The sequence below is a fragment of the Halocynthiibacter namhaensis genome (assembly GCF_000812685.1).
Taxonomy (GTDB): Bacteria; Pseudomonadota; Alphaproteobacteria; order Rhodobacterales; family Rhodobacteraceae; genus Halocynthiibacter; species Halocynthiibacter namhaensis.
On record NZ_JWIF01000022.1, the window covers coordinates 1 to 22,312 of the forward strand.

Annotated in this window: 23 protein-coding genes; 10 read left to right on the top strand and 13 right to left on the bottom strand. The window is 53.2% G+C overall.

Annotation, left to right across the window (positions count from 1 at the left end):
• Window positions 1–160: 160 nt before the first annotated feature.
• Together istB and istA are read right to left on the bottom strand one after the other, a co-directional pair.
• Complete coding sequence (gene istB, locus RJ38_RS04095; RefSeq protein WP_202903862.1) at window positions 161–919, bottom strand: IS21-like element helper ATPase IstB; 759 nt, start codon at window positions 917–919, stop codon at window positions 161–163.
• Window positions 916–2,415: an IS21 family transposase gene (gene istA, locus RJ38_RS04100; protein ID WP_156121749.1), complete on the bottom strand. Its 1,500-nt coding sequence runs from the start codon at window positions 2,413–2,415 to the stop codon at window positions 916–918. Before istA ends, istB begins: the two co-directional genes overlap by 4 nt.
• Before the next feature lie 157 nt (window positions 2,416–2,572).
• Between istA and RJ38_RS04105 the strand changes: the two genes are divergently transcribed.
• Entirely contained in the window at window positions 2,573–2,833 is a 261-nt protein-coding gene (locus RJ38_RS04105) for a hypothetical protein (protein WP_039017632.1), read from the top strand.
• Window positions 2,834–2,892: 59 nt separating this feature from the next.
• On the opposite strand, the gene RJ38_RS04110 is transcribed toward RJ38_RS04105, so the two are convergent.
• A complete protein-coding gene (locus RJ38_RS04110) occupies window positions 2,893–3,765 on the bottom strand; it encodes a sterol desaturase family protein (RefSeq protein WP_052245188.1) in 873 nt (290 codons plus the stop codon).
• Window positions 3,766–4,115: 350 nt separating this feature from the next.
• Between RJ38_RS04110 and purM the strand changes: the two genes are divergently transcribed.
• From purM to rnd, 3 genes are read left to right on the top strand one after another with little or no spacing between them, the layout of a single operon-like run.
• Window positions 4,116–5,162, top strand: coding sequence for a phosphoribosylformylglycinamidine cyclo-ligase (gene purM, locus RJ38_RS04115; RefSeq protein ID WP_039017633.1), 1,047 nt, complete (start codon window positions 4,116–4,118; stop codon window positions 5,160–5,162).
• Window positions 5,162–5,761, top strand: a complete 600-nt coding sequence (gene purN / locus RJ38_RS04120) for a phosphoribosylglycinamide formyltransferase (protein WP_039017699.1) — start codon at window positions 5,162–5,164, stop codon at window positions 5,759–5,761. Before purM ends, purN begins: the two co-directional genes overlap by 1 nt.
• A gap of 60 nt (window positions 5,762–5,821) precedes the next feature.
• Entirely contained in the window at window positions 5,822–6,979 is a 1,158-nt protein-coding gene (gene rnd, locus RJ38_RS04125) for a ribonuclease D (RefSeq protein WP_039017634.1), read from the top strand.
• A gap of 30 nt (window positions 6,980–7,009) precedes the next feature.
• Here the strand turns inward: rnd and RJ38_RS04130 are convergent, their stop codons facing one another.
• Window positions 7,010–7,492: a hypothetical protein gene (locus tag RJ38_RS04130; protein WP_039017635.1), complete on the bottom strand. Its 483-nt coding sequence runs from the start codon at window positions 7,490–7,492 to the stop codon at window positions 7,010–7,012.
• A 151-nt stretch (window positions 7,493–7,643) separates the two neighbouring features.
• On the opposite strand from RJ38_RS04130, the gene RJ38_RS04135 reads away from it, so the two are divergent.
• Complete coding sequence (locus RJ38_RS04135; RefSeq protein ID WP_039017636.1) at window positions 7,644–8,057, top strand: SufE family protein; 414 nt, start codon at window positions 7,644–7,646, stop codon at window positions 8,055–8,057.
• 4 nt (window positions 8,058–8,061) lie between these two features.
• Here RJ38_RS04135 and RJ38_RS04140 read toward each other — a convergent pair whose 3' ends face one another.
• Together RJ38_RS04140 and RJ38_RS04145 are read right to left on the bottom strand one after the other, a co-directional pair.
• The gene (locus RJ38_RS04140; RefSeq protein WP_039017637.1) at window positions 8,062–8,709 is read right to left on the bottom strand and encodes a DUF1638 domain-containing protein; all 648 of its coding nucleotides are present in this window, start codon (window positions 8,707–8,709) and stop codon (window positions 8,062–8,064) included.
• A gap of 118 nt (window positions 8,710–8,827) precedes the next feature.
• Window positions 8,828–9,529, bottom strand: coding sequence for a corrinoid protein (locus tag RJ38_RS04145; protein ID WP_039017638.1), 702 nt, complete (start codon window positions 9,527–9,529; stop codon window positions 8,828–8,830).
• Between the two features lie 163 nt (window positions 9,530–9,692).
• On the opposite strand from RJ38_RS04145, the gene RJ38_RS04150 reads away from it, so the two are divergent.
• On the top strand, window positions 9,693–10,781 hold the full coding sequence (locus RJ38_RS04150) for a PA0069 family radical SAM protein (RefSeq protein WP_039017639.1): 1,089 nt from the start codon (window positions 9,693–9,695) through the stop codon (window positions 10,779–10,781).
• A gap of 261 nt (window positions 10,782–11,042) precedes the next feature.
• On the opposite strand, the gene bmt is transcribed toward RJ38_RS04150, so the two are convergent.
• The 3 genes from bmt to RJ38_RS04170 form a co-directional block, all read right to left on the bottom strand.
• Window positions 11,043–12,065 (bottom strand): betaine--homocysteine S-methyltransferase, encoded by a 1,023-nt coding sequence (gene bmt / locus RJ38_RS04160; RefSeq protein WP_052245189.1) that lies wholly within the window; start codon window positions 12,063–12,065, stop codon window positions 11,043–11,045.
• A gap of 216 nt (window positions 12,066–12,281) precedes the next feature.
• Window positions 12,282–14,525, bottom strand: a complete 2,244-nt coding sequence (locus RJ38_RS04165; RefSeq protein WP_052245190.1) for a phosphatidylglycerol lysyltransferase domain-containing protein — start codon at window positions 14,523–14,525, stop codon at window positions 12,282–12,284.
• A 248-nt stretch (window positions 14,526–14,773) separates the two neighbouring features.
• A complete protein-coding gene (locus RJ38_RS04170) occupies window positions 14,774–15,088 on the bottom strand; it encodes a DUF1476 domain-containing protein (protein ID WP_039017641.1) in 315 nt (104 codons plus the stop codon).
• Between the two features lie 244 nt (window positions 15,089–15,332).
• Between RJ38_RS04170 and purC the strand changes: the two genes are divergently transcribed.
• Window positions 15,333–16,094 carry a phosphoribosylaminoimidazolesuccinocarboxamide synthase gene (purC, locus tag RJ38_RS04175; RefSeq protein ID WP_039017702.1) on the top strand — a complete coding sequence of 254 codons (762 nt, stop codon included), beginning with the start codon at window positions 15,333–15,335 and terminating at the stop codon, window positions 16,092–16,094.
• Between the two features lie 71 nt (window positions 16,095–16,165).
• On the opposite strand, the gene RJ38_RS04180 is transcribed toward purC, so the two are convergent.
• Together RJ38_RS04180 and RJ38_RS04185 are read right to left on the bottom strand one after the other, a co-directional pair.
• A complete protein-coding gene (locus tag RJ38_RS04180) occupies window positions 16,166–16,450 on the bottom strand; it encodes a hypothetical protein (RefSeq protein ID WP_039017642.1) in 285 nt (94 codons plus the stop codon).
• A 2-nt stretch (window positions 16,451–16,452) separates the two neighbouring features.
• Window positions 16,453–16,716 carry a hypothetical protein gene (locus RJ38_RS04185; RefSeq protein WP_039017643.1) on the bottom strand — a complete coding sequence of 88 codons (264 nt, stop codon included), beginning with the start codon at window positions 16,714–16,716 and terminating at the stop codon, window positions 16,453–16,455.
• Window positions 16,717–17,009: 293 nt separating this feature from the next.
• On the opposite strand from RJ38_RS04185, the gene purS reads away from it, so the two are divergent.
• Window positions 17,010–17,249 (top strand): phosphoribosylformylglycinamidine synthase subunit PurS, encoded by a 240-nt coding sequence (gene purS / locus RJ38_RS04190; protein WP_039017644.1) that lies wholly within the window; start codon window positions 17,010–17,012, stop codon window positions 17,247–17,249.
• Between the two features lie 198 nt (window positions 17,250–17,447).
• Here the strand turns inward: purS and ssb are convergent, their stop codons facing one another.
• Window positions 17,448–18,017, bottom strand: coding sequence for a single-stranded DNA-binding protein (ssb, locus tag RJ38_RS04195; RefSeq protein WP_039017645.1), 570 nt, complete (start codon window positions 18,015–18,017; stop codon window positions 17,448–17,450).
• A 250-nt stretch (window positions 18,018–18,267) separates the two neighbouring features.
• Here ssb and RJ38_RS04200 point away from each other — a divergent pair, with 250 nt between their 5' ends.
• Together RJ38_RS04200 and RJ38_RS04205 are read left to right on the top strand one after the other, a co-directional pair.
• Window positions 18,268–18,858 (top strand): lytic transglycosylase domain-containing protein, encoded by a 591-nt coding sequence (locus RJ38_RS04200; RefSeq protein WP_039017646.1) that lies wholly within the window; start codon window positions 18,268–18,270, stop codon window positions 18,856–18,858.
• 134 nt (window positions 18,859–18,992) lie between these two features.
• Window positions 18,993–20,165 carry a threonine/serine exporter family protein gene (locus tag RJ38_RS04205; RefSeq protein WP_039017647.1) on the top strand — a complete coding sequence of 391 codons (1,173 nt, stop codon included), beginning with the start codon at window positions 18,993–18,995 and terminating at the stop codon, window positions 20,163–20,165.
• A 52-nt stretch (window positions 20,166–20,217) separates the two neighbouring features.
• Here RJ38_RS04205 and RJ38_RS04210 read toward each other — a convergent pair whose 3' ends face one another.
• The gene (locus RJ38_RS04210) at window positions 20,218–22,305 is read right to left on the bottom strand and encodes a dipeptide ABC transporter ATP-binding protein (RefSeq protein ID WP_039017648.1); all 2,088 of its coding nucleotides are present in this window, start codon (window positions 22,303–22,305) and stop codon (window positions 20,218–20,220) included.
• Between the last annotated feature and the right edge of the window lie 7 nt (window positions 22,306–22,312).

Here is a 22,312-nt window from a genome sequence, read left to right on the forward strand (position 1 = left end):
TGTCAAGGGCGGAGCAAAAATGGGCCAGTGAGGCGGCGTAAAAGTAGGCCAGTTGAGGCGTTGAGTGACGGTTGGTTTGAGGCGTGCGCCCGGGAACCAGCGGCTCGTCATAAAGCAAGCGTGTTCCCGGGCGTATTGCCCCTATTGGGGCAATTTCTGGTCAGTGTTTTTGGGTAGTTTTTCGGCTCTGTCCGAGGCGATAGCTTTCGCCATTCATTTCCAGGATGGAGACGTGGTGTGTCAACCGATCAAGCAGTGCACCGGTGAGGCGTTCGGATCCGAAGGTCTCGGTCCACTCCTCGAAGGGCAGATTGCTGGTGATCAGGGTTGATGACCGCTCGTAGCGTTGCGAGACCAGTTCGAACAACAGTTCCGCGCCGGTCTTGCTGAGGGGCACGAAGCCCAACTCGTCGATGATCAGCAGCTTTGGAGCCAGCATCTGTTTCTGCAGGCGCAGGAGACGTTTCTCATCGCGCGCTTCGATCAGTTCATGAACCAATGCTGCGGCTGTGATAAAGCGCACTGGCAGCCCTCTCTGGCATGCTGCCAACCCGAGCCCGAGGGCAATGTGGGTCTTGCCAGTTCCGGACGGGCCCAAGGCTATGACATTCTCACGTCGTTCGATCCAGCCGCAACGCGCCAATTCCAGCACCTGCACCTTGTTGAGCGCCGCGATCGCCTTGAAGTCGAAGCTGTCCAGGCTCTTTGGCGCAGGGAACTTCGCCGCCTTGATCCTGCGCTCCACCATGCGCCGTTCCCGATCGATCAGTTCCAACTCGATCAGGCGGCTCAGATAGGGCACGTGCCCCTTGTTCTCAGCAGCGCATTGTCGGGCCTGCTTCTCATACTCGCGCAACACCGTAGGCAGTTTGAGCTTCTTGAGGTGATCGGCCAGCAGAAGGTCGGAGGCCTCATTCATGATGCCCCCTCCGACAGCAGCGCCATGTAGCTTGAAGCCTTCGTGGTCTGCACTGCTGCACGCGGCAGATAGGGATAGAGCGACAGGTCGAGCCGTGCGGGACGGCATTCCACCTGACACAGCACCAGATGCTTGATTGCGTCAAAGGCGATGGCCCGCTTTTGCAGCGCCACGCGCACCGCCGCACACAAAACTGGAAGCTCAAAGCTCTCCAGGAGCCGTAGAACCTGGGTGAACTCACGTCGCCCCTGTCGGGCCTGACGCGCCTCCATCAAGCGGCGCAAGGTTTGCAGCTCTTCGGGCATCTCCCAATCGGCCAAGGGTGCAGCCTGATCAAGGGCACCGGGCTTTCTCTCCAGAAGCGCAAAGTAATGTACCGGATTGAACACCATCTGTTCCCGCTCGTAGCAACGGGGATGGCGGGCAATGATCTCGCCACCACAGCCGATCTCCACCACATTCACAAAGGCCCGGATCGTCACATCCCGGAAGCCATAGGTGCTGGGCACCGAGTAATCATTAGTCTTGTAGCGCACCAAGGATTGTGAACTGACGCGGCCAGTGGCTTTGGCGCAAGCCTCGTAGGCTGCGCTCGGCAATGGCGACATCGCCGCAAGGTCACCCTGCAAACGCTGGCCAATCGTCTCCGTATGCCCATGCAGAACCGCTGATTGTCGCTTGCGACATTGCTCTTCCAGCCAGGCGTTGAAGCTCTCGATGTCTGCAAACTCCGGCAGTGGCACCATCAAATTGCGCCGCGACCAACCAACCAGACCTTCCACCTTGCCCTTATCGTTGCCCTTGCCTGGGCGGCCATAGCGATCATCAAACAAGTAATGCGACAGCATCTCTGTAAACATCTGCGTCCGACGACGACGGCCATCCGCCTCGATCTTGGCAACAAGACAGCTATCGTTGTCGTAAACCACAGACAGTGGCACCGCGCCAAAAAAGCCAAAGGCGTGAACATGGCCGTCCATCCAGGCCTCTGATGTGGCCGCGTGATCGGCTCGACTGTAACAGCCATCGCCTTGGGGAAGCTCGAAAGCAAAGAAGTGACCCTTCTGCTGAATGCCGGCCAAGACAACAACGGCCTCGCCAAAATCCGCCTGCCCATGCCCGGGCGGATGCGCCAGCGGAATGAACATCTCGCGCGCCTTCTGACGGTGGGCCCGAACGTAGTCCTTTACCGTCGTATAACCACCGGTGAACCCTTTCTCCGCACAAAGCCGGTCGTAAATCCGCTTCGCCGTGTGACGCTGCTTCTTCGGGACCTCCAGGTCCTTCAAAAGCCACGCATCGACATAACCCGTGAACCCATCCAGCTTCGGACGGCGCACATCCTTCTCCCGCCGGTAGCCCGGCGGCACCGGAAACGCGCACATCTTGTCAACCGTTCCGCGCGCCAAGCCAAAATCACGTGCTATCGACCGCTTGCTGCGACCCTCATCAAAGTGCGCCCGGCGCACCTGCAAATAAACTTCCACAGTGTAAATCCTCCAGCCCTCCCTGCTCAAACAGTTCAGACAAAAAGTGGACGACTTTTGCGCCGCCCGCACCGGTGAAATACCGGCGCTACTGTGGCCTAATTTTGCACCGCCCTATACACGAAATATGCTAACATAATCCATGAAACTAAACTGGGGGAAAATTATGATTATTAAGAAAGCTATTCTATCATCGGCTTTGGTATTGGCGCTAAGTGCCGCAAGTGTGAGCGCCGGGGAAGTCCTGCCTCCGCCTGTAACCAGTTCAAGCTCGAATGACAGTGGTAAACTTGTGTTGGGCGCGCTGATTGTAGGGGCCTTGATTTGGGCGTTTACCAGTGGTGGTTCACAGGCGGAAGAACCCGAAGTCAGCCGGCAAACACCTGTTGAAGGTCGCACCAAAGGTGCTGTCGTTATGGAATTCTGATTGGGTCTATAAGAATCCAAAATCAATTGGGCCCAGTCTGCATGTCAGATTGGGCCTTTTTACTTATCATTCCGCTTTGGAAATAGACGTGATCGCATCTGGACCAGAGGGTAGGTTAAATTGTAAACCAGATCGTTTTCACGGTTTTTATCCTTTGACGCATCTTCTACGCCCAGAGTTATTTTCTCTTCGGATTCAATAATATATAGGGTCCCGAATACCCAATCCCAAACCGCAAGCGTATGCCCGTAGTTTTTGTTAAAATGCTTGGGGTTGGTGCTGTGGTGGACCTGATGTTGCGCGGGCGAGATCACGAGGTGCTCAAACAGCGGGCCAAAACTGATCCAAAGATGTGAATGGTGGAAGTTTGCCATGGCAAAATTCGCTAAGACAAATAACGCATTGATGCCAGCAATCGTGACAATCATTGTGCCGGGATCAAGCACACCAATCAGTAACCCTTGGAACAGGCCAATAAGGCTGCTGTTGATCACTAGAGATGACACAAGAACCAGCGGGTGTTGGCGATATGCGGTAAAAGGGGTGAGGACCTGGGCGCTATGATGCACGGCATGCAGCGGCCAGAGCAAATGGATCTGATGGTGGATACGATGGCTGCAATAGCTGGCAAAATCTGCAGCCAGCCACAACAATACGGTTAGGATGATGGGCGAAACAACCGCACCATCCGATTGACCAACAAGGGATGCGACGCCAACTGCCACGACACTTGTCAACGAGAGGCGGCCAAATACGTTGAAAAATCCCAACAATCGGCCGATGATGAACAGCTTTAAGTCCAAGACATGGGATCTGTGAAACCATATTTTGCGCGGCATAACCCATGACCAAAATCCGTTATCGACCTTGCGAAAACGATAAATAAGCCAAGCAATAGGCAGGCTGAACAGCAGATATTCAGGGGCTGTCATTATATACGAGCCAAAGAAAGATGCGTATAGATCGAGAAATGTTTCTTGCAAAAGAGGGACCTAAGCTTTGATTTCAGGGAACGCTTGACCAAGGAACGAACGCGGCAAGCAATGATGACGGTTAGTCTAAGCCCAGGAGGGCGTAATCGTAACCACGAAATCCAAGGTGCTGTGCCTACGTCTTTATATCAATTGTGCGATATCCGTCAAAGCACCATCTTGATATTTTCCCCATCACGGGCGCAGTCGCAGTTTCTGGGAAAAATCAGCTGAAGGGGGGCTTCTGCAATCGACACGCGGGCATTTGGGTGGTAATTGGCGCGCAAAGGAATCTTAGCCGGAGCGCCACAATGACAGATGCAAAAAACGGGATCACCTATGCGGATGCGGGTGTGGACATTGATGCGGGCAATGAGCTTGTCGAACGCATCAAGCCAGCAGCCAAGCGCACAACGCGTCCAGGCGTCATGTCTGGTCTTGGCGGTTTTGGTGCGATGTTTGACCTGAAAGGCGCGGGCTATAACGATCCGATCCTTGTGGGTGCGACCGATGGCGTTGGCACCAAGCTGCGCATCGCGATTGACACGGGAAACTTTGACACCATTGGCATCGATCTGGTTGCCATGTGTGTGAATGATCTGATCTGTCAGGGGGCTGAGCCGCTGTTTTTCCTAGACTATTTTGCCACCGGCAAACTGGACCTCGAAAGCGCGACCACCATCATCAATGGTATTGCCGAAGGCTGTGCGCAGTCTGGTTGTGCCTTGATCGGTGGCGAAACCGCTGAAATGCCCGGCATGTATTCTGAGGGCGATTTTGATCTTGCGGGCTTTGCGGTTGGCGCGATGGAACGCGGTGCGACTTTGCCGGCGGAAATGTCTGAAGGCGACGTGTTGTTGGGGCTTTCTTCCAATGGTGTGCATTCCAACGGTTACAGCCTTGTGCGCAAACTGGTTGATCTGTCCGGGCTTGGTTGGGACGCGGATTGCCCATGGGGCGACGGTACTTTGGGCGCGGCTTTGCTTGCGCCAACCAAGCTGTATGTCAAAGGTTCTGTTGCGGCGATGAAAGCGGGCACATTGCGCGGTTTGGCCCATATCACCGGTGGTGGTCTGACGGAAAACCTGCCGCGCGTCTTGCCTGAGGGCATGGGCGCTGAGATCGACTTGAATGCATGGGAATTGCCTGGTGTGTTTAAATGGCTGGCGGCGCAAGGTGGTATGGCCGAATCTGAGATGTTGAAAACCTTCAACTGCGGCATTGGCATGATCGCGGTCGTTTCCGCTGACAAAGTGGCAGAAGCACAGAAAATCTTTGAGGACGCAGGCCACGATGTGTGTACCTTGGGGCAGCTTTCCGCAGGCGAGGGCGTGTCTTACAAAGGCACTTTGCTGTGATTGCAGACAAAAAACGGGTCGCCGTCCTGATTTCAGGGGGCGGCTCGAATATGATGACCTTGGCGCAGGATATGCTGGGCGATCCCAGCCATCCCGGCACGCCGGTTTTGGTGCTTAGCAATATCGCAGATGCAGATGGTTTGGCGAAGGCGCAAGACCTTGGCATTGCGACCCAAGTCATTGATCAGAAAAGCCATGCCTCGCGTGAAGAATTTGATGCGTCCCTGAATGACGCATTGCGCCAAGCGGCACCGGATGTGATTTGCCTTGCAGGTTTTATGCGCATTCTATCCCCTGTGTTTGTGAACGCATGGGACGGAAAAGTTTTAAATATTCACCCATCTTTGCTGCCAAAATATAAAGGCCTGCACACCCATGCCCGCGCGATTGAAGCGGGTGATCCAGAAGCTGGATGTTCGGTGCACCGTGTCACGGCCGGGCTTGATGAAGGCCCTGTCTTGGGGCAAGCGCATGTGGATATTGAACCAGACGACACGCCTGAGACCCTTGCAAGCCGGGTTTTGGTACAGGAACACCTTCTCTATCCGGCGGTGTTACGTCGTTTTTTGGGGGGAAACGAGGGGCATTTGCGTCTCTGATCTTGTCCTGACGGGGCTTTGTGTCTTAGAATTACCGAAAAGAAAGTTTAAACAGGCCCTATGCAGACAATCACAACGACCGAAGCGCTTGCCGAATTCTGTGCCCGCGCCGCCCAACATCCTTATGTTACTGTAGACACCGAGTTTTTGCGGGAACGGACGTATTACTCCAAGCTGTGCCTCGTGCAGATGGCCTATTCTGGCAATGGTAAAAACGACGCTGTGCTGGTTGATCCCTTGGCGAATGGTTTGTCGCTTGAGCCGATGTATGACCTGTTTCGCAATGAAGATGTGGTCAAAGTGTTTCATGCCGCGCGCCAAGATCTTGAAATATTCTTTATCGAAGCGGGTGTTTTTCCAATTCCTTTGTTCGACAGCCAAGTTGCAGCGATGGTCTGCGGCTTTGGAGAGCAGGTGGGATATGAAACGCTTGTGCGTAAGATCGCTAAGCAACCTCTTGATAAATCGTCACGTTTCACTGATTGGTCGCGCCGTCCATTGACGGATGCGCAGAAAACATATGCCATTGGGGATGTGACTTATCTGCGTGAGATATATGAGAAATTGGCGGCTGACCTTGCGAAAAATGGCCGTACACCGTGGTTGGAAGAAGAACTGAAGGTTCTCTTGTCCCCCGAGACCTATCTTATTCAGCCGGAAAACGCTTGGAAGCGTCTGAAAACGCGCTCTAGTTCGGGGTCGTTTCTTGCGATCGCACGTGAGCTGGCGAAGTTCCGCGAAAGCTATGCCCAGGATCGCAATATGCCGCGAAACCGGGTGATGAAAGATGATGCGTTGATGGAACTTGCGTCGACCAAACCCCAGAACGAACAAGACTTGGGGCGTTCGCGCCTGTTGTTGCGTGAGGCCCGTAAAGGCAATATCGCTGATGGTATTCTGGCTGCGGTGAAGGCAGGGCTTGCGGTTGATCCAAAGGAATACCCCAAAGTTGCCAGCGACAAAGATAAATTGCAGGTTAACCCGGCACTTGCAGATCTGTTGCGTGTTCTGTTGAAAGCAAAATCTGAATCGGCAGGTGTGGCGCAAAAAATGATTGCGACGGCTTCTGAGTTGGATGAAATTGCTGCAGGAAAACGCGATGTTCCGTCTTTAAAAGGATGGCGCGGTGAGGTCTTTGGTGAAGATGCATTACGCCTATGCGATGGTGAAATCGCCCTGACGGCAAAAGGATCATCTGTGAAAGTGGTGAACCTGTAAAGGTTCACCTACAGATGTTTTGAACGCGCGTTAGGGGCGGGCGCTTAGCGCATTAGACGCGCCAATCACGCGGATGCTGTTCACACCTGTAAGCGCGCCATCTGACACATAGGTCGCAACAGTGACTTCGCGTGATGCTTGGGTGGATTCACTTTGAAACCCACTTGATGGCAGAGCGCGGAATTCAAAACTTAGCACGCCGTCAATGGCCACGCCTTCGTTGCGCGCAACCAGATCTGCATGGGCCCAACCTTGAACTGGTGGCAAACCTACGGCGTGAACGATGACCCCACCGGATGCGGGTTCAAGTTTCAAACCAATGATCTGTGGCATCAAAGGACGGGGATCGGCGGGGGCTTGCGCCTCTGTCGCAGCTTCTTGGGCGCGGTCTTTGCCACCAAACCAGTTAAAGGGGTTCGCCGAACTAAGAGAGCTCGCTGACCCACCACAGGCAGACAAAAAGACGCAACCTGCCAGCAGTGCGCTGATTGGTTTTACAGCAAAAATCGTCATGAAATACCCTCCGTTTGGGGGAAACCTACCGCAATACACACAGTTTGCAACCCCCGTGACGGTCCTCGGGCTGGACCTTTTAGTTCAAAGCCCCTAAATCGAACGAGACGGGCAATACGCCCATAAAAACCGCAGGACGGGGAAGATTGATATGGCCAGCGCCGCTTTTGAAAACATCGCAGAAGACTTTGATTTTCTTGATGATTGGGAAGATCGCTATCGCTATGTGATTGACCTTGGCAAAGAAATGCCTGGATTGGATGAGGCGCTGCAAGTGCCCGCGACCAAGGTTGACGGCTGTGCCAGTCAGGTTTGGATCCACCCAACGCTGGACGGTCAGGTGTTTCAGGCGAAAGGCGAGAGCGACGCGATGATTGTCCGCGGGCTGATCGCGGTGATCTTGGCTTTATACAACGGGCTGACTTTGGCAGAGGTCCTTGCGACAGATGCACAAGCAGAACTGTCGCGGCTTGGTCTTGATGAACATCTCTCGTCGCAGCGGTCAAACGGTGTGCGCGCGATGATTGAGCGTATTCGACTGGTCGCCACCCAGGCATCGGCTTAACGCCTTATTTATTAAGTGCGGCCAGTTCATTGTGTAAGTCGCCATATCCAGTGAACCGGCGTTCATAGCGCAACCCAAGGGTTTCGGCGGCTGCCTGCGCTTTTTTATCAAGGTCTGGGTCATTGACTTGGGCCTGATATACCAGTTTTTCATAGTTCCCAAAATACATCTCACGCAATTGCGGATGCTTATCAAGACCCATAGGTTTCATGATAAAGGCATCAAATTGGCGCACCAAAAAGTCAGTCAAATAGAAGGCCGTTATTTCGTCTTCGGCAAGATTGGCGAAGGTGTCGTTTCCTTCGTAGAAGGAATAGCAATGGGGGCCTTGCAGCATTTTAATGCCAAGGTCTTCGCATTTCGTTTGCAACATCCCACCTGTACCGCAATCGGCATAGACGACGAATATCTCGTCATAGGTTGAACGATGCTTTGCAACCGAGGCCTCGATCTCGGGGACGATCTTATCAGGAAATAGGTGGTATTTCGCAGGCAAACAGGTCAGATCCATATGATCCCAGCCATTTATATCTTTCAGCGCCAAGATCTCACGCGCCAACGCCCCACATGCGATCAATAGGATACGGCCGGGTTTTGTCGCAGCTGCACCATCAAGGCCGGTCTCTGTCAGTGTATTGTCATCGGGCAGCATTGGCGATCTCCTGGGTGTTCAACGATCCTGACACGGATGCTGGCAAAGAAAAACCCCAGTGCGAACACCAGGGTTAGGTCACCCGGATGCGAACATCCAGGAGAGTGATTTCGTTCGTTTAGCCCGCAGCGAGAGCGTTGTGCTTACGCGCCATGAATTCTTTTGCGGTCTCAACGGCAACAGCCGCGTCACGACAATATGCGTCGGCACCAATGGCTTTGCCAAATTCTTCGTTAAGTGGCGCGCCACCAACAAGAACGGTGTAGTCGTCGCGGATGCCTTTTTCGACCAGCGTATCAATCACAACCTTCATGTAAGGCATTGTGGTCGTCAGCAGGGCGGACATGCCGAGGATGTCAACATCGCCAGCGTCAAGCGCTTCGAGGTATGATTCAACCGCATTGTTGATGCCAATGTCACGCACTTCAAAACCAGCGCCTTCCATCATCATGCCAACCAGGTTTTTGCCGATGTCATGGATGTCACCTTTAACGGTGCCAATAACCATGGTGCCCATACGCGGAGCGCCAGTTGCTGCAAGCAAAGGTTTCAGGATGGCCATGCCGCCCTTCATTGCATTCGCTGCCAGCAGAACTTCAGGCACAAACAAGATGCCGTCGCGGAAGTCTTTACCAACAACAGTCATGCCGCCAACAAGTGCGGTGGTCAGAACATCATAAGGTGCCCAATCGCGGCCAAGCAAAATATTGACGCCTTCTTCGATCTCTTCTTTCAGACCGTCATAAAGGTCGTCATGCATCTGCAATACGAGTTCGTCATCGGGCAGTTCGGAGAGGATGATATCTTCTTCGTCAGACATGGTATTTTCCTGGCGTTTAGCGGGGAGTCCCCGGTGTTTCTCTCTTCCTTAATCTGCGATTTCTTGCCGCGCAACCTGCCGATTTCCGACATCAAGTGAGAGAGTTGCGACGATATCGATCTTTCTCTGGCAAAAACTTAATAAATGTTCTATATTTGTTCTCATGATTGAACAATGTGACGCGCCACCGCACCTAAGAATTAAGGGCCGTGCGGCCCTTGCCAATGAAACCCCACGCTTTGAGGCCCACACACGTGAAAATATCAGCGACGGCTGGGAAGCGGATCTAGATGATTTACCGGTGTTGCGCACAGAGGTTCGGGAAGAACGGGTGCGAAGCGCAATCAACAAAGTGCGTTCGCCAGATCTGCCGTTTGACCGCACATTAAACCCATATCGGGGGTGTGAACATGGTTGCATCTATTGTTTCGCACGTCCCAGTCACGCCTATCTCAATCTGTCTCCAGGGTTGGATTTCGAAACCAAACTTATTGCGCGCCCGAATATGCCCGAGGTTCTGGAACATGAATTGCGTGCACGGCGTTATACAGTTGCGCCGATGGCGATTGGTTCAAACACGGATCCTTATCAACCGATTGAAAAGGAATACGAGATCATGCGCGCCCTGTTGGACGTGCTGGCGCGTTACAACCATCCGGTGGCGATCGTGACCAAAGGCAGTCTGATCGAACGTGATATTGATATTTTGGCCCCGATGGCCGCCAAAGGTCTGGTGCGTGTTGGAATATCTGTAACCTCACTGGATCGGGATCTGTCACGGAAGTTGGAACCACGGGTGCCTGCGCCAGCGCGGCGTCTGGCAACGATCAGGCGTCTGGCAGATGCGGGCATTCCGGTGCGCGCCATGGTGTCGCCTATGGTGCCTGGGCTTACCGATCACGAGATGGAACAGATCTTAGAAGCCTGCCATGACGCAGGCGCACGCGCGGCCAGTTGGATCATGTTGCGCTTACCACGCGAGGTGTCGCCATTGTTTCAGGCGTGGTTGGCACAGCATTACCCGAATAAGGTCGAAAAGGTGATGGGTAAGCTGCGTGATATGCATGGCGGCAAAGAATATAGTACGGATTGGCATAAACGCATGCGTGGTGAAGGGCCTTATGCCGCGTTGCTTGGGGCCAGGTTTCGGCAGGCTTGTAGGCGGATGGGGCTAAGTGAAAAAGCCGCGGATCTGCGTTGCGATCTGTTTGAGGTGCCGCTGGAAAACGGACGGCAAATGGCCTTGTTCTGAGAGGCCTATTTTTTAAAAGCTTTCCGGAGAAATACCAGAATGGCGAAAAATAGAAACAGAAAGACCGCAACGGGCAGATAAAAGCCGAGCAGGATAAAACGATCTGGGGGTAGTTCCCACGGCCAGTTCGGGTCGCATGGCGCTATGCTGACATCTTCGCAATGTATCACGGATGTAAACAGCCAGAACCCGAACCAGGGGGGACAAATCATAAAAAATATTATCGCAGCAAAAGCTGCGATAAAGAGATGTCTCAATGCATCAGCCGCGACGGCGGGTGCGGCGTGGCTCGGGTGCATTGCCATCCGTGCCATCAGAACCTGAAGAAAAGCCGCCAAGTTTTTCAGCGATTTTGTCAAGTGATGGGCGCGGGCCAGAAGCTTGCGTTTCAAGCGCCTCACGCATGGCGCGCAGGTGCTCGGGCATGGTTCCGCAGCATCCACCAATGATCTTTGCACCACAATCACGTGCAAGCACAGCATATTCGCCCATCAATTCAGGTGTGCCATCATAGTGGATGTGGCCGTCCACATACTTTGGAATGCCCGCGTTGCCTTTGGAAATGATCGGCGTGTCTGCGCCTTGTGCGCTAAAGCCAAGAACTGTGCGCAACAGATCGGAGGCGCCAACGCCACAGTTTGCGCCAAAGGCGAGGGGAGGCGGAACAATTCCACCAACCAGTTCCGCCATGTCCGCGCTGGTCACACCCATCATGGTGCGCCCTGCGGTGTCGAAACTCATGGTGCCGCACCAAGGCATATCGACCATGGCAAAGGCTTCGGCGGCCGCTTTGAATTCTTCTGGGGCGGAAATTGTTTCAACCCAAAGCACGTCCACGCCACCGGCTTTCAAAGCTTCGGCCTGTTCATGGAACATTTCAACGGCGCCGGCATATGTCAGCGTGCCCATGGGCTGCATGATTTCGCCCGTCGGCCCAACCGAGCCAGCAACAATGATTTTACGGTCAGATTTGTCTGCAACTTCACGACCCAATTCAGCAGAGGCCCGGTTCAATTCATCCACACGTCCATCTGCGGCATGCAGCTTCAAGCGTGACGCATTGCCCCCGAATGTATTCGTCAGAAACAGGTCACTGCCCGCATCCACCGAACCCTGATACAGCGCGCGGATCTTAGCAGGTTCATCAACATTCCAAAGCTCAGGTGCGTCGCCAGAAGAGAGGCCCATATTGAACAAGTTGGTTCCCGTTGCCCCGTCAGCAAGGATCCAATCGCGGCTGTCCAGCATGTCTTTTAATGGGTTGTTCGCAGAAGCAGTGGTCATTTTCTGAGCCTTTGTTTTACTATCGGGGCTGCGTCTGCAGCGGCATAACAGATAAAGTTACAATTGCTGCGCGTGTCATCGCGCGATTAAATCCCGACATGACATGATCTCGCGGACAAAGCAAACTTTGCAATTGGCGATGCCTGTCAAAAAATTCATAATCATTGTGAGTTCTGTTCAATGTAATTTGCTGAGACATCGCGACATTGATGTGGCCTAGGCATTTGGGGGGCGACTGTTGCCGTTGGCCCTGCTGGGTATCAGTGTTGATATCATGTTCGAACCTCTCGGAAATTGGTCTGTTATCGATGTTTTGCCTGAAACAGACCCTGTTGGGATTTTGGGCGGTGATGTGATTGCACGACAGATGTCGAAACCGGCAAGGGTCAATCCCACCCAGCCAGGGCCGGCCATGTAAAGCGTTGTGATGTTGGGGGCGAAACTCTGTTTGAATTGTCGCAGCCCTTGGCCTTGTAAGCGCGCAGAAAACCGGTGCCAATTTGTTAGGAACAGACCACCTATGCCGCCCATAGGTTCTCCCTGCGTTTCAGCACTCGGGCGCGGGCAGGGCATTGCTGCAAGGCTTAAACGGAGGTCGGTTTTCGGTGCTGCATCAATGGCCGCAACGATCAACGCCTGCATCGTGCCATCGGCGCAACCGGGCCGGTGGCGCATAAGATCCAGCGCCCATTCACGTTGGTTGTGGTGAAAACTTGCAAATGCGGTGATCCGCCCGTCTTCGCAGGCAATAAACAGTTTTTGCCGCGACAGATGCTGGATGCAAAACCGCCCCATTGAAAACCCACGTTCGCCGCCGTTCTCTGATGTCCATGCCGCATTAATATCGCGGATGCTTTTCTGTTCAATCGCGGTCAAATGGTTCACTTCATATACCTGAAGATCTGACTTTTTTGCTTTGCGTAACTTTCGGCGCAAACCGCGGCGCGACGGGGTGTTCAGATCCCATGTGGCAGGCGTGACCCAAGCTTCCTCGGCGACCCTAAAGACGGCCCACCCGCGCTTGCGTGCGGCTTGGGCCATGCGGGCGGAACATTTATATAGGCAGGGCAGCTTTCCGCGTGCGCGTGCTGAGCGGATGAGAACTTGCAAAGCTGTATCCGGGCAGTTGCTTGCCAGCGGATCGCGTAAAGCGGTCAAGGCTTGTCCTGTCTCGCCGATCAGCCAAGAACAAGACGCCCCGGAAGCTGAGGCAACTTGGACTTGTCCTTGCCATGCCAGGGCGGCTTCTGCGAAGGGGGCGCTGTCAATCAAAAGCGCCCGTGGTTGAGAGCGCTTTTGAGTGTCCTCAAGGCGGCCTTCACGGGCAGGGGAAATGCGATGTTGTCCAAAGGCCAATGCACCTATGCCCAAGATCGCGGGGATGATGTAATAAACCATCCGCCACGCCAGGACGCCCGCCAGCAGTGGCCCGTCTGCGACCATGGGAAGCAGGGCAAATAATGCGACTTCAAAGGGTCCAACCCCGGCGGGCGATCCACATATTAGGCCAAGGCCAAACGCCAGTAAGAACACAGGGAAAAGCGTCATGAAATCAAGATTGGTGGTTTCTGGAAGCAGCGCCCAAAGCGCCCCACATGCAGCGACTGTATCGATCAGGGTCAAAACAAGCACCGAAAGTAAGATGGTGATCGGTGGGATCGAAGGTAGGGCGATGCGATGGGGAATTGGGACGACGTATTTCGCGAAGATTTGCGTTAACACCTTTGGGATAGGCAGGTGTTTGGGCTGCAACAATGAGGCCGCCAGTGAGAAAACTAGAACCGATATACCAATGAGGGTGACCAAAAAAATTAACCCTGGGGGACTTCCTATGATCGACGGGGTGAACGCGCCAAAAACCAGTAAGGTAAGCGCCGCAGCGACGACCCATCCGGACAGAAAGGTTACGGCAACGACAGCCGTCATTTGCGTCGCTTTCCAAAGGGTGAGTTCTGGCAACATGCGAAACCGCGACAGCGCCCCCGTGAACAAGCCAAAACCGGTGGTTTGGCTGACCGCGATGGCGACCATTCCCGCTTGGCTGGCCCGACGCGCGGGGACACCCGTGCGCAGTATGCGGTGTACGACGGCATCATATCGCCCGACAGCCATAAAGCTGATCACTGTGAAGATGAGCGCCCCAAACCATTGATGCGGCGCAACTTCGCGAGTCATGGCAAAGACCGCGACAAGATCCAAGTGATCCAACTGGCGAAATAAGAACAGTATAAAGGCGCCTGCGATAATCAGGGGCAATGCCTGTCGAAAGATTTGACGATAGGCCATACGACGTAGGAACGGGATGGCCGAATGTTGATGCGGTGAAGCTTGGCCTCGAGGGGGCACATTGCGTGAATGGGTGATGCCGGCATCTTGATCCGAAGACAGGAACTGCGTGTGATGCACAGGCCCGGTTCCATTTCGATTAGATATCTTTATTGAATTCAATCCCCAACGCATCAACGTTTCCCCTTATCCACTTAACCCAAGTGAATTATGAGGCAGGAGGGTGAGCTATTGTTTAACAGATAAAATTGTTCGGTAATTTAAAGGCGGTAATTTAAAGGCGGGCCAAGTTATAGGGACGCGCGGTGTTTTCGATTACCATTGAACAGTGGGGCAAACAAAAAACGCGCAACCCAGTGGTCACGCGTTTTTGTAGATTTATCGTTAGAGGCGTCAGTGTTTACTGTCGTCTCGGCAGGAGGTTAGACTTCGGACATCAGCTGTGATTTTGCTTCGGCCAAGCATTCTGCCATCTTTGCGCGGATCGCATCTTCAGACGCTTTGTCGCCCAGATCGGCAGAAACTTTACGCACGACATCATCATCGCCTGCTTCTTCGAAATCAGATTTGATCACATCTTTCGCATATGCGGCAGCTTCATCACCGGTTTTGCCCATCAGTTCAGCGGCCCAAAGCCCAACCAACTTGTTGCGACGGGCTTCTGCTTTGAACTGCATTTCTGCATCATGGGCGAATTTGTTTTCGAAAGCGGCTTCACGGTCGTTAAAGGTGTTCATCTTGTTCGGTTTCCTTTTGGAAATGGACATTTTAGGAGCGTTAATACCCATATGCCCCCCTTCTAAGCGCACATCAAGAGGGGAGATCGGGGGAATTTTGTGAAAACCACGCCGAAACAAGTGACGTCAGGGCCTCTGGCGACTTGCCCCAAAGCGTCGCTTACCTTATAGGGCGGCGAAAGCCTGTCAGAAAATCGTGTCAATCTACACGATCATTGCTGCGGCGGGCAAAAAAGGAGTTCCCATGGCCAGACGTAAGAAAATCTACGAAGGTAAAGCGAAAGACCTTTTTGAGGGCCCTGAGCCAGGCACGCTTGTCCAGTATTTTAAGGACGATGCGACAGCGTTCAATGCCGAAAAACATGACACAATTGATGGCAAGGGTGCGCTGAACAACATCCTGTCTGAATATTTCATGAATGGTTTGACCCAAATCGGCGTTCCGAACCACTTCATCAAACGCCTAAACATGCGCGAACAGCTGATCCGCAGCTGTGAAATCGTGCCGTTGGAAGTTATCGTGCGCAACTATGCCGCGGGATCCATGTCCAAACGCATGGGCATCGAAGAAGGCACACAATTGCCGCGCCCGATTGTGGAATTCTCTTACAAAGATGACGCTCTGGGTGACCCTTTGGTGCCTGAGGAATACATCATCGCATTGAACTGGGCCTCGCAACAGGATCTGGATGACATCATTTCACTGGCGCTGCGCGTCAATGATTTCATGTCTGGTGTGATGTATGGCGTTGGCATCAAGTTGATTGATTTCAAAATCGAAATTGGTCGCGTTTGGGAAGGTGATTTTATGCGCCTGATCGTTGCGGATGAAATCAGCCCAGACAGCTGCCGTCTATGGGACATTAAAACCGGCGAGAAACTGGATAAAGATGTGTTCCGCCGCGATCTGGGCAGTTTGACTGACGCCTATACAGAAGTTGCTCGTCGTCTTGGCGTATTGCCGGGCAATGTGGCCAATGCACCCAAACCGACAATCGTTCACTGATTTTTAAAATTGGATGAAGAGATTTAAAAAGGCCGGAGTTTTTGCTCCGGCCTTTTGTTTATTCTAGGTGGTTATTCCAGCCCATCGGTTATTAGGGCTTTTTTGTGATAATTGTGAAAACCGCCCCAAATAAAGGCCAGCCCACCGATCACAAAAGCGTATCCGGTGATTTCGGCGCCAAGGTTGTCCCGTAGAAACCCTACAATGGCGTTAAAGCTTGCAGCGCGTCGGGCGGAGTCGACGATGATCTCGTGACCCAGAGCTGTATAAGCCCCGAACCAGATCGTTACAAAACCAAGCGGAAGCAAGATCAGGCCGATAAAGAAATGCGGCAGTCTTTTGAAAAACGTTTTCATGATCAGGCCTCCTGCGCTGTGCTAGAAGAAAGCAGTTGGGCACGCGCACGCAGTCGAAGCAGGCGTTTGCTATGGGCTTTGTGGTAATACTCAAAGGTTGAATAAAGCAAATAGAACCCCAGACCCACGTAAAGCCAGCCTGTTGCTGCTTCACCAAGTGCACTCATTTGAAAATCAAAGATTTGAACAAGCAGGGGAGATTGCATGATTTCATCCATCAGGCTTGGTCCGGTGCTGGAAAATACGAAATTGAAGAAACGGGTCATGGCGCTGCCCCATAAGACATTTAACCCCATCCAAATCGTGAGTAGGCTGCAAAAGAGCAGCAAAAGCGTAAGCCCCCCACAAGAAGAGCGTAAAGTAGGCCTGTAATTTTTAACATGATGTTCTCGAGTTACTGTTTAACAAGCGGCAACTTCGCGGAAAATGGAGGGAAAGGCAATTAATTTGATGACGGGGCTTTTGAATGAGATGCAAAGCCTTGTTCCATGCAAGGAAGGCGTGTAAAGCCTGCGCAACGACTAGGCACAGACTGCGCTTTACTGGAAGGATCGATCTCATGAAAGCCCGTGTTCATATTATGCTGAAAAATGGTGTCCTTGACCCACAAGGTGATGCGGTGCGTCACGCGCTTGGCACGCTTGGGTTTGATGGCGTGAATGGCGTACGTCAGGGCAAAGTGATCGAACTTGATCTGGCCGAGACAGACGCGGCGAAGGCCGAAGCCTCTGTGACTGAAATGTGCGAAAAGCTACTCGCGAACACTGTGATCGAAAGCTACACAGTCGAATTCGTTTAAAGTGAGGTCATGATCGGCGCCTTGCCGGGATTGCCGTCACATTGATATAATGTCGCATCGATATAATAAAGGCCGCGCAGTGAAGAACTGCGCGGCCTTTATCTGTTTGAACTGGGCAGGAAACCGTTCCGAAATGTAAATTCATACGCGCGACAGAACACTGTTGGTATGAATTTACATTTTCAAAGTTTGTCCTACTTAGAACGGAATTTCATCATCTAAGTCAGATGCTGGGGCAGGGCCACCTTGATTGCCACCGCCTTGATTGCCGTAACCGCCACCTTGATTGCCGCCGCCTTGGTTGCCGTAACCGCCACCTTGGTTACCACCGCCTTGGCTGCCGCCATAGCCGCCACCTTGGCCACCGGATTGACCGCCGCCAAATCCGCCACCACCTTGGCCGCCGCCGCCTTCGCCGCGTCCATCAAGCATGGTCAGCGTGGAGCCGAAGCCTTGCAGAACAACTTCTGTGGAATAGCGATCATTGCCGGATTGGTCTTGCCATTTACGGGTTTGAAGCGCGCCTTCGATATAAACCTTGGACCCCTTGCGCAGATATTGCTCAGCAACGCGCACGAGACCTTCACTGAAGATCGCAACCGTGTGCCATTCAGTCTTTTCACGGCGCTCGCCGGTGTTCTTGTCTTTCCAAGTCTCAGACGTCGCGATGCGAATGTTGCAGACTTTGCCGCCGTTTTGAAAGCTGCGGACTTCGGGATCGGCACCGAGATTACCGATCAGAATGACTTTGTTGACTGAACCTGCCATGAAGCATTTCCTCTTTATGCGAATCTGTATTGATTTCACTGAAACTACACGACCTGCGGGTCGGGAACAGCGTTTAACGTGGTTTCGGGGGATCATACAGGCAGAACGCTGGGGATAAACCTAGAATTTCCCGATTTTCGGCAAGAGAGCGCCGTCACTCGTCGCAAAAATTGCGATCCCACTGGAGAAATGGTAAACAGCCTCTATATTGTGGGATGCTGGTATTTTGCCGGGTGTAATTGGGGGACGCATGAAAAACCTTTTGATCGGGGTGTTTTGCACAGGGCTTGCGGCAACTGTTGTGGGTGCGGCTTGGGCTGACAGCACGTCATCACGTCAAACGCGTTTGCTTCAGCAGATGTCGGTGCTTGATGGGCGTGCGGCGTCTCAATACACGAATTCCGTTAGATTACAGCCGCCCACGGTGCAGACGCCGGGGCGCGGATCTGATGTTCCAAGCTATGATGGACGGTATCGCGGTGAATATCTGAACATGGCACGTGCTGCGGCGCGGCGCTATAGTATCCCTGAAGATCTGTTTTTGCGCTTGGTTCAGCAGGAAAGCAATTGGAATCCCAATGCCCGCAGCAGTGCGGGTGCAATTGGACTGGCACAGTTGATGCCCGGAACCGCGCGAATATTAGGTGTAAACCCCAGAAATCCAAGGGAAAACCTTGACGGCGGGGCACGGTACCTGAAAACACAATACGACAAGTTCCGCAGCTGGCGCTTGGCATTGGCCGCCTATAACGCGGGCCCAGGGGCTGTGGAAAAACACGGTGGCGTGCCGCCTTATCGTGAAACACGCAACTATGTGCGCCGCATCCTCGGCCGAAGCTAACGCTCCATAATGTTGGCGGCTGCAGCCGTTTAATGCAGTTGTGCGGCGTTGATGAGATGATCAAAGACCTTGTCTTGCGCAAGCTCTGAATTCGTGACAAAGGGGCTTTCAAACTAAGTCAGGAAAGCTGTCATATGTCAGAGGCCAGCCGTGTTCAGAAAATTGCCAATATTGGGGAAGCCCTGCATCGCAGTGGCTGTGCGCCCTACAAAATTGAAAAATACGTGCAACATTACGCGCGAAAGCAAGGCATGACGACGACAGTGCAGGCGACACCCACAGGGGTCAGCGTGCAATTCCCGGATGATGACAATCGGATTTTGATGCGGCGCATGGATCCGGCGGGCATTGATTTAAGTCTGCTTGCCCGGACAATTTTGCGCATTCATGAGAACGCAGACGCGCCGGATGGGCCGCCGGACAGATATCCTGCTTGGTTGCTGGGATTGGCCAATATCGCAATCCCGCCAATTTTTCTGATCCTTGTGGGCAGTACGATAACCGCGATCGGCATTGCTGCCTTGCTGGGGGTTTTGGTTTGGCTGTGTCAGTTGATGTGCAGCGGGGATCGGGCGAATTTCGTTGAATTTCTCAGTGCGCTTGTGGTCGGTGTGACGGTTTCTGCGATCAATGCTGCGGGCGTAGATGTGCCCGTTTGGGGGCTGTGTATTGCGGCAATTGTGCTGTTTGTTCCGGGCTTGTCGATTGCCAATGCCTTGGAATGTTTGGCGTTTAACGATCTGATATCCGGCACCAGCCTGTTTGCGCAGGCGATATTTGTGTTTACGAAACTGTTTATCGGCATCTTCATGGGCCTCAATATTGGGGGCGCGATTTGGGGCGCTGGCCTGCATGTTGAAAACGTGAATGAGGTCATATGGTGGGTGCCGATCATCGCATTGCCGCTGTTTTCCGCAGCGCTTGGCGTGATTTTTAACGCGCGTTTGGTGGACATAGCATTGGCCTTGCCGGTGACGGCTCTGGGGCTTTGGGGGCCTGTTTGGTTGGGATTTGGTGCTGGTTGGATCGTGGGCACTTGGGTGACTGCGGTGTGTATCACGCTCTATGGCACATGGGTTGCCAAGATGATGAACCTGACCGGCGCGATCTATATCATGCCGGGGATTTTGCTGTTGGTGCCGGGCAGTCGTGTGCTGTTTGGTGCGACACAAACCCTGTTCAACGAAAGCCTCATGCCAGTGCAAGGTATTGGCCTATCAGCATTTTTGATGTTCGCGGCAATTGTCGCCGGGCAGATCACCGCACTTTCACTATATTCCCAGAAGAACCGGAATTTGGTGAGTTGAAAGTAAAAAGCCCGGGCGTTTGACCCGGGCTTTTGTTCTGGTTGTGGTCGCTTTATTCAGCGGCCATTTTGATGACGGGGCCCATACGGGCCAGGACATCGTCAGCAAGGTGGCATTTGATTTGGTGCTTGCCGTCGAACATCCGCATTGGCGGTACTTCCTTATCGCAAAGACCGCCAGGAACCTCAGATTTCCAGCGACAGCGTGTCTGAAAGGGGCAGCCAGATGGTGGGTTCATGGCCGATGGGATGTCGCCCTCAAGAACGATATGTTCTTTGGTAATCGAGGTGTCCGCGATGGGAACCGCAGACAGAAGCGCCTCAGTATAGGGGTGATAGGGCGGTTGGAAGACCTGATCGGTCGTGCCCAGTTCCACCACATGGCCCAGATACATCACCATGACGCGATCCGACAGATAGCGCACAATCGACAGATCGTGGCTGATGAACAGCAGCGTGGTTTTGTTCTCGCGCTGGATTTCCATCAGCAGATCAGTCACGGCCGCCTGTACAGATACATCAAGCGCGGACACGGGTTCATCCGCCACTACGATTTGTGCATCACCGGCAAAAGCCCGAGCAATACCAACACGTTGCTTTTGACCACCTGACAGCTGACGCGGCATACGATCGGCAAATGCACGGGGCAATTTCACCAGATCCAGCAGTTTCAGCATCCGTTCACGACGTTCATGATCATTGTTGCCAATGTCAAAGATTTCCAACGCGCGAATGATTTGACGACCGACGGTCATGGAAGGGTTCAGCGTATCAAAGGGGTTCTGGAACACCATTTGAACAGAGGAAATCGTTTCTGTGTCGCGGTCTTCAATTGGGGTGTCTTGGATCTCGTTACCATTTAGGATGATCTTACCATCCGTCGCGGTTTCAAGCCCCATAAGCACCTTGGCGAAGGTCGATTTACCGCAACCAGATTCACCCACAATTGCCAGGGTTTCACTTTCGCGAGCCTCAAAACTTAGGGTTTCATTGGCTTTGACGACTTTCTTATCGCCGCCGCTGAACAGGGCATTTGCGGCCACCTCATAATATTTTTTGAGGTTTTCCATCTTCAGAACGACTTTGCCGGGTTTGGCTTTTTCTGTCTGATTACCGGCGACAATTGGGGCGTTCCAATCGATTTCCTTGAACTTCAGACAGCGACTTTCATGTGTGCCGGCCTCGTTCGTGGGATCCATCATGATGTAGCCCTGGTCACAGCGCCCTTCCTCAAAATAGTCACAACGCGGGCCAAAGTTACAGCCGTTTGGACGTTCATGGGGCAGGGGGAAGTTGCCGGGGATCGCCACCAAGGGGCGTGCATTTTTGTCAGCACCTGGCAGAGGGATCGAACGGAACAGCGCCTGTGTATACGGGTGCTGCATCTCGTCGAACACCTCAGAGATAGAGCCACGTTCAACGGCCTCACCGGAATACATGACGCAAAGGCGGTCACAAGTTTCAAGCACCAGACCAAGGTTGTGCGAAATGAACAGCATAGAGGTGCCGTATTTCTTGCCAAGGTCTTTCACCAATTCCACAACTGCGGCCTCAACCGTCACGTCAAGCGCGGTTGTGGGCTCATCAAGGATCAGCAATGAAGGTTTTGACATCAACGCCATAGCGATGACGATGCGCTGTTGTTGACCACCAGAAAGTTGGTGCGGATAACTTTGTAACATCCGTTCTGGGTCGGGCAGTTTCACGTCGGTGACCACTTCTAAGGCACGCGCATAGGCGTCTTCCTTGCTGGCACCGTCATGCAACATGGGCACTTCCATCAGCTGCTGACCGATCTTCATCGCGGGGTTCAGGGATGCCATGGGTTCTTGATAGATCATGGCAATCTCATTGCCGCGAATATGACGCAGTTCTGCATCATCCATATCGGCCATATCGCGGCCTTTGAACTTAATGGAACCGCCCACGATTGAGCCGTTTTTGCCAAGATCCCGCATGACGCCAAGCGCCACCGTGGACTTGCCGCAACCGCTTTCCCCAACAAGGCCGACGGCCTCGCCAGGGGCGACAGAGACAGAAAAATCCATCACCGCCGGGATTTCATGAAGCCGGGTAAAAAAGCTGATGGAAAGCTTTTCGATTTCAAGAACCGGGCCGTCGTATTCAGGCTGTTTGTTCATCGTACTC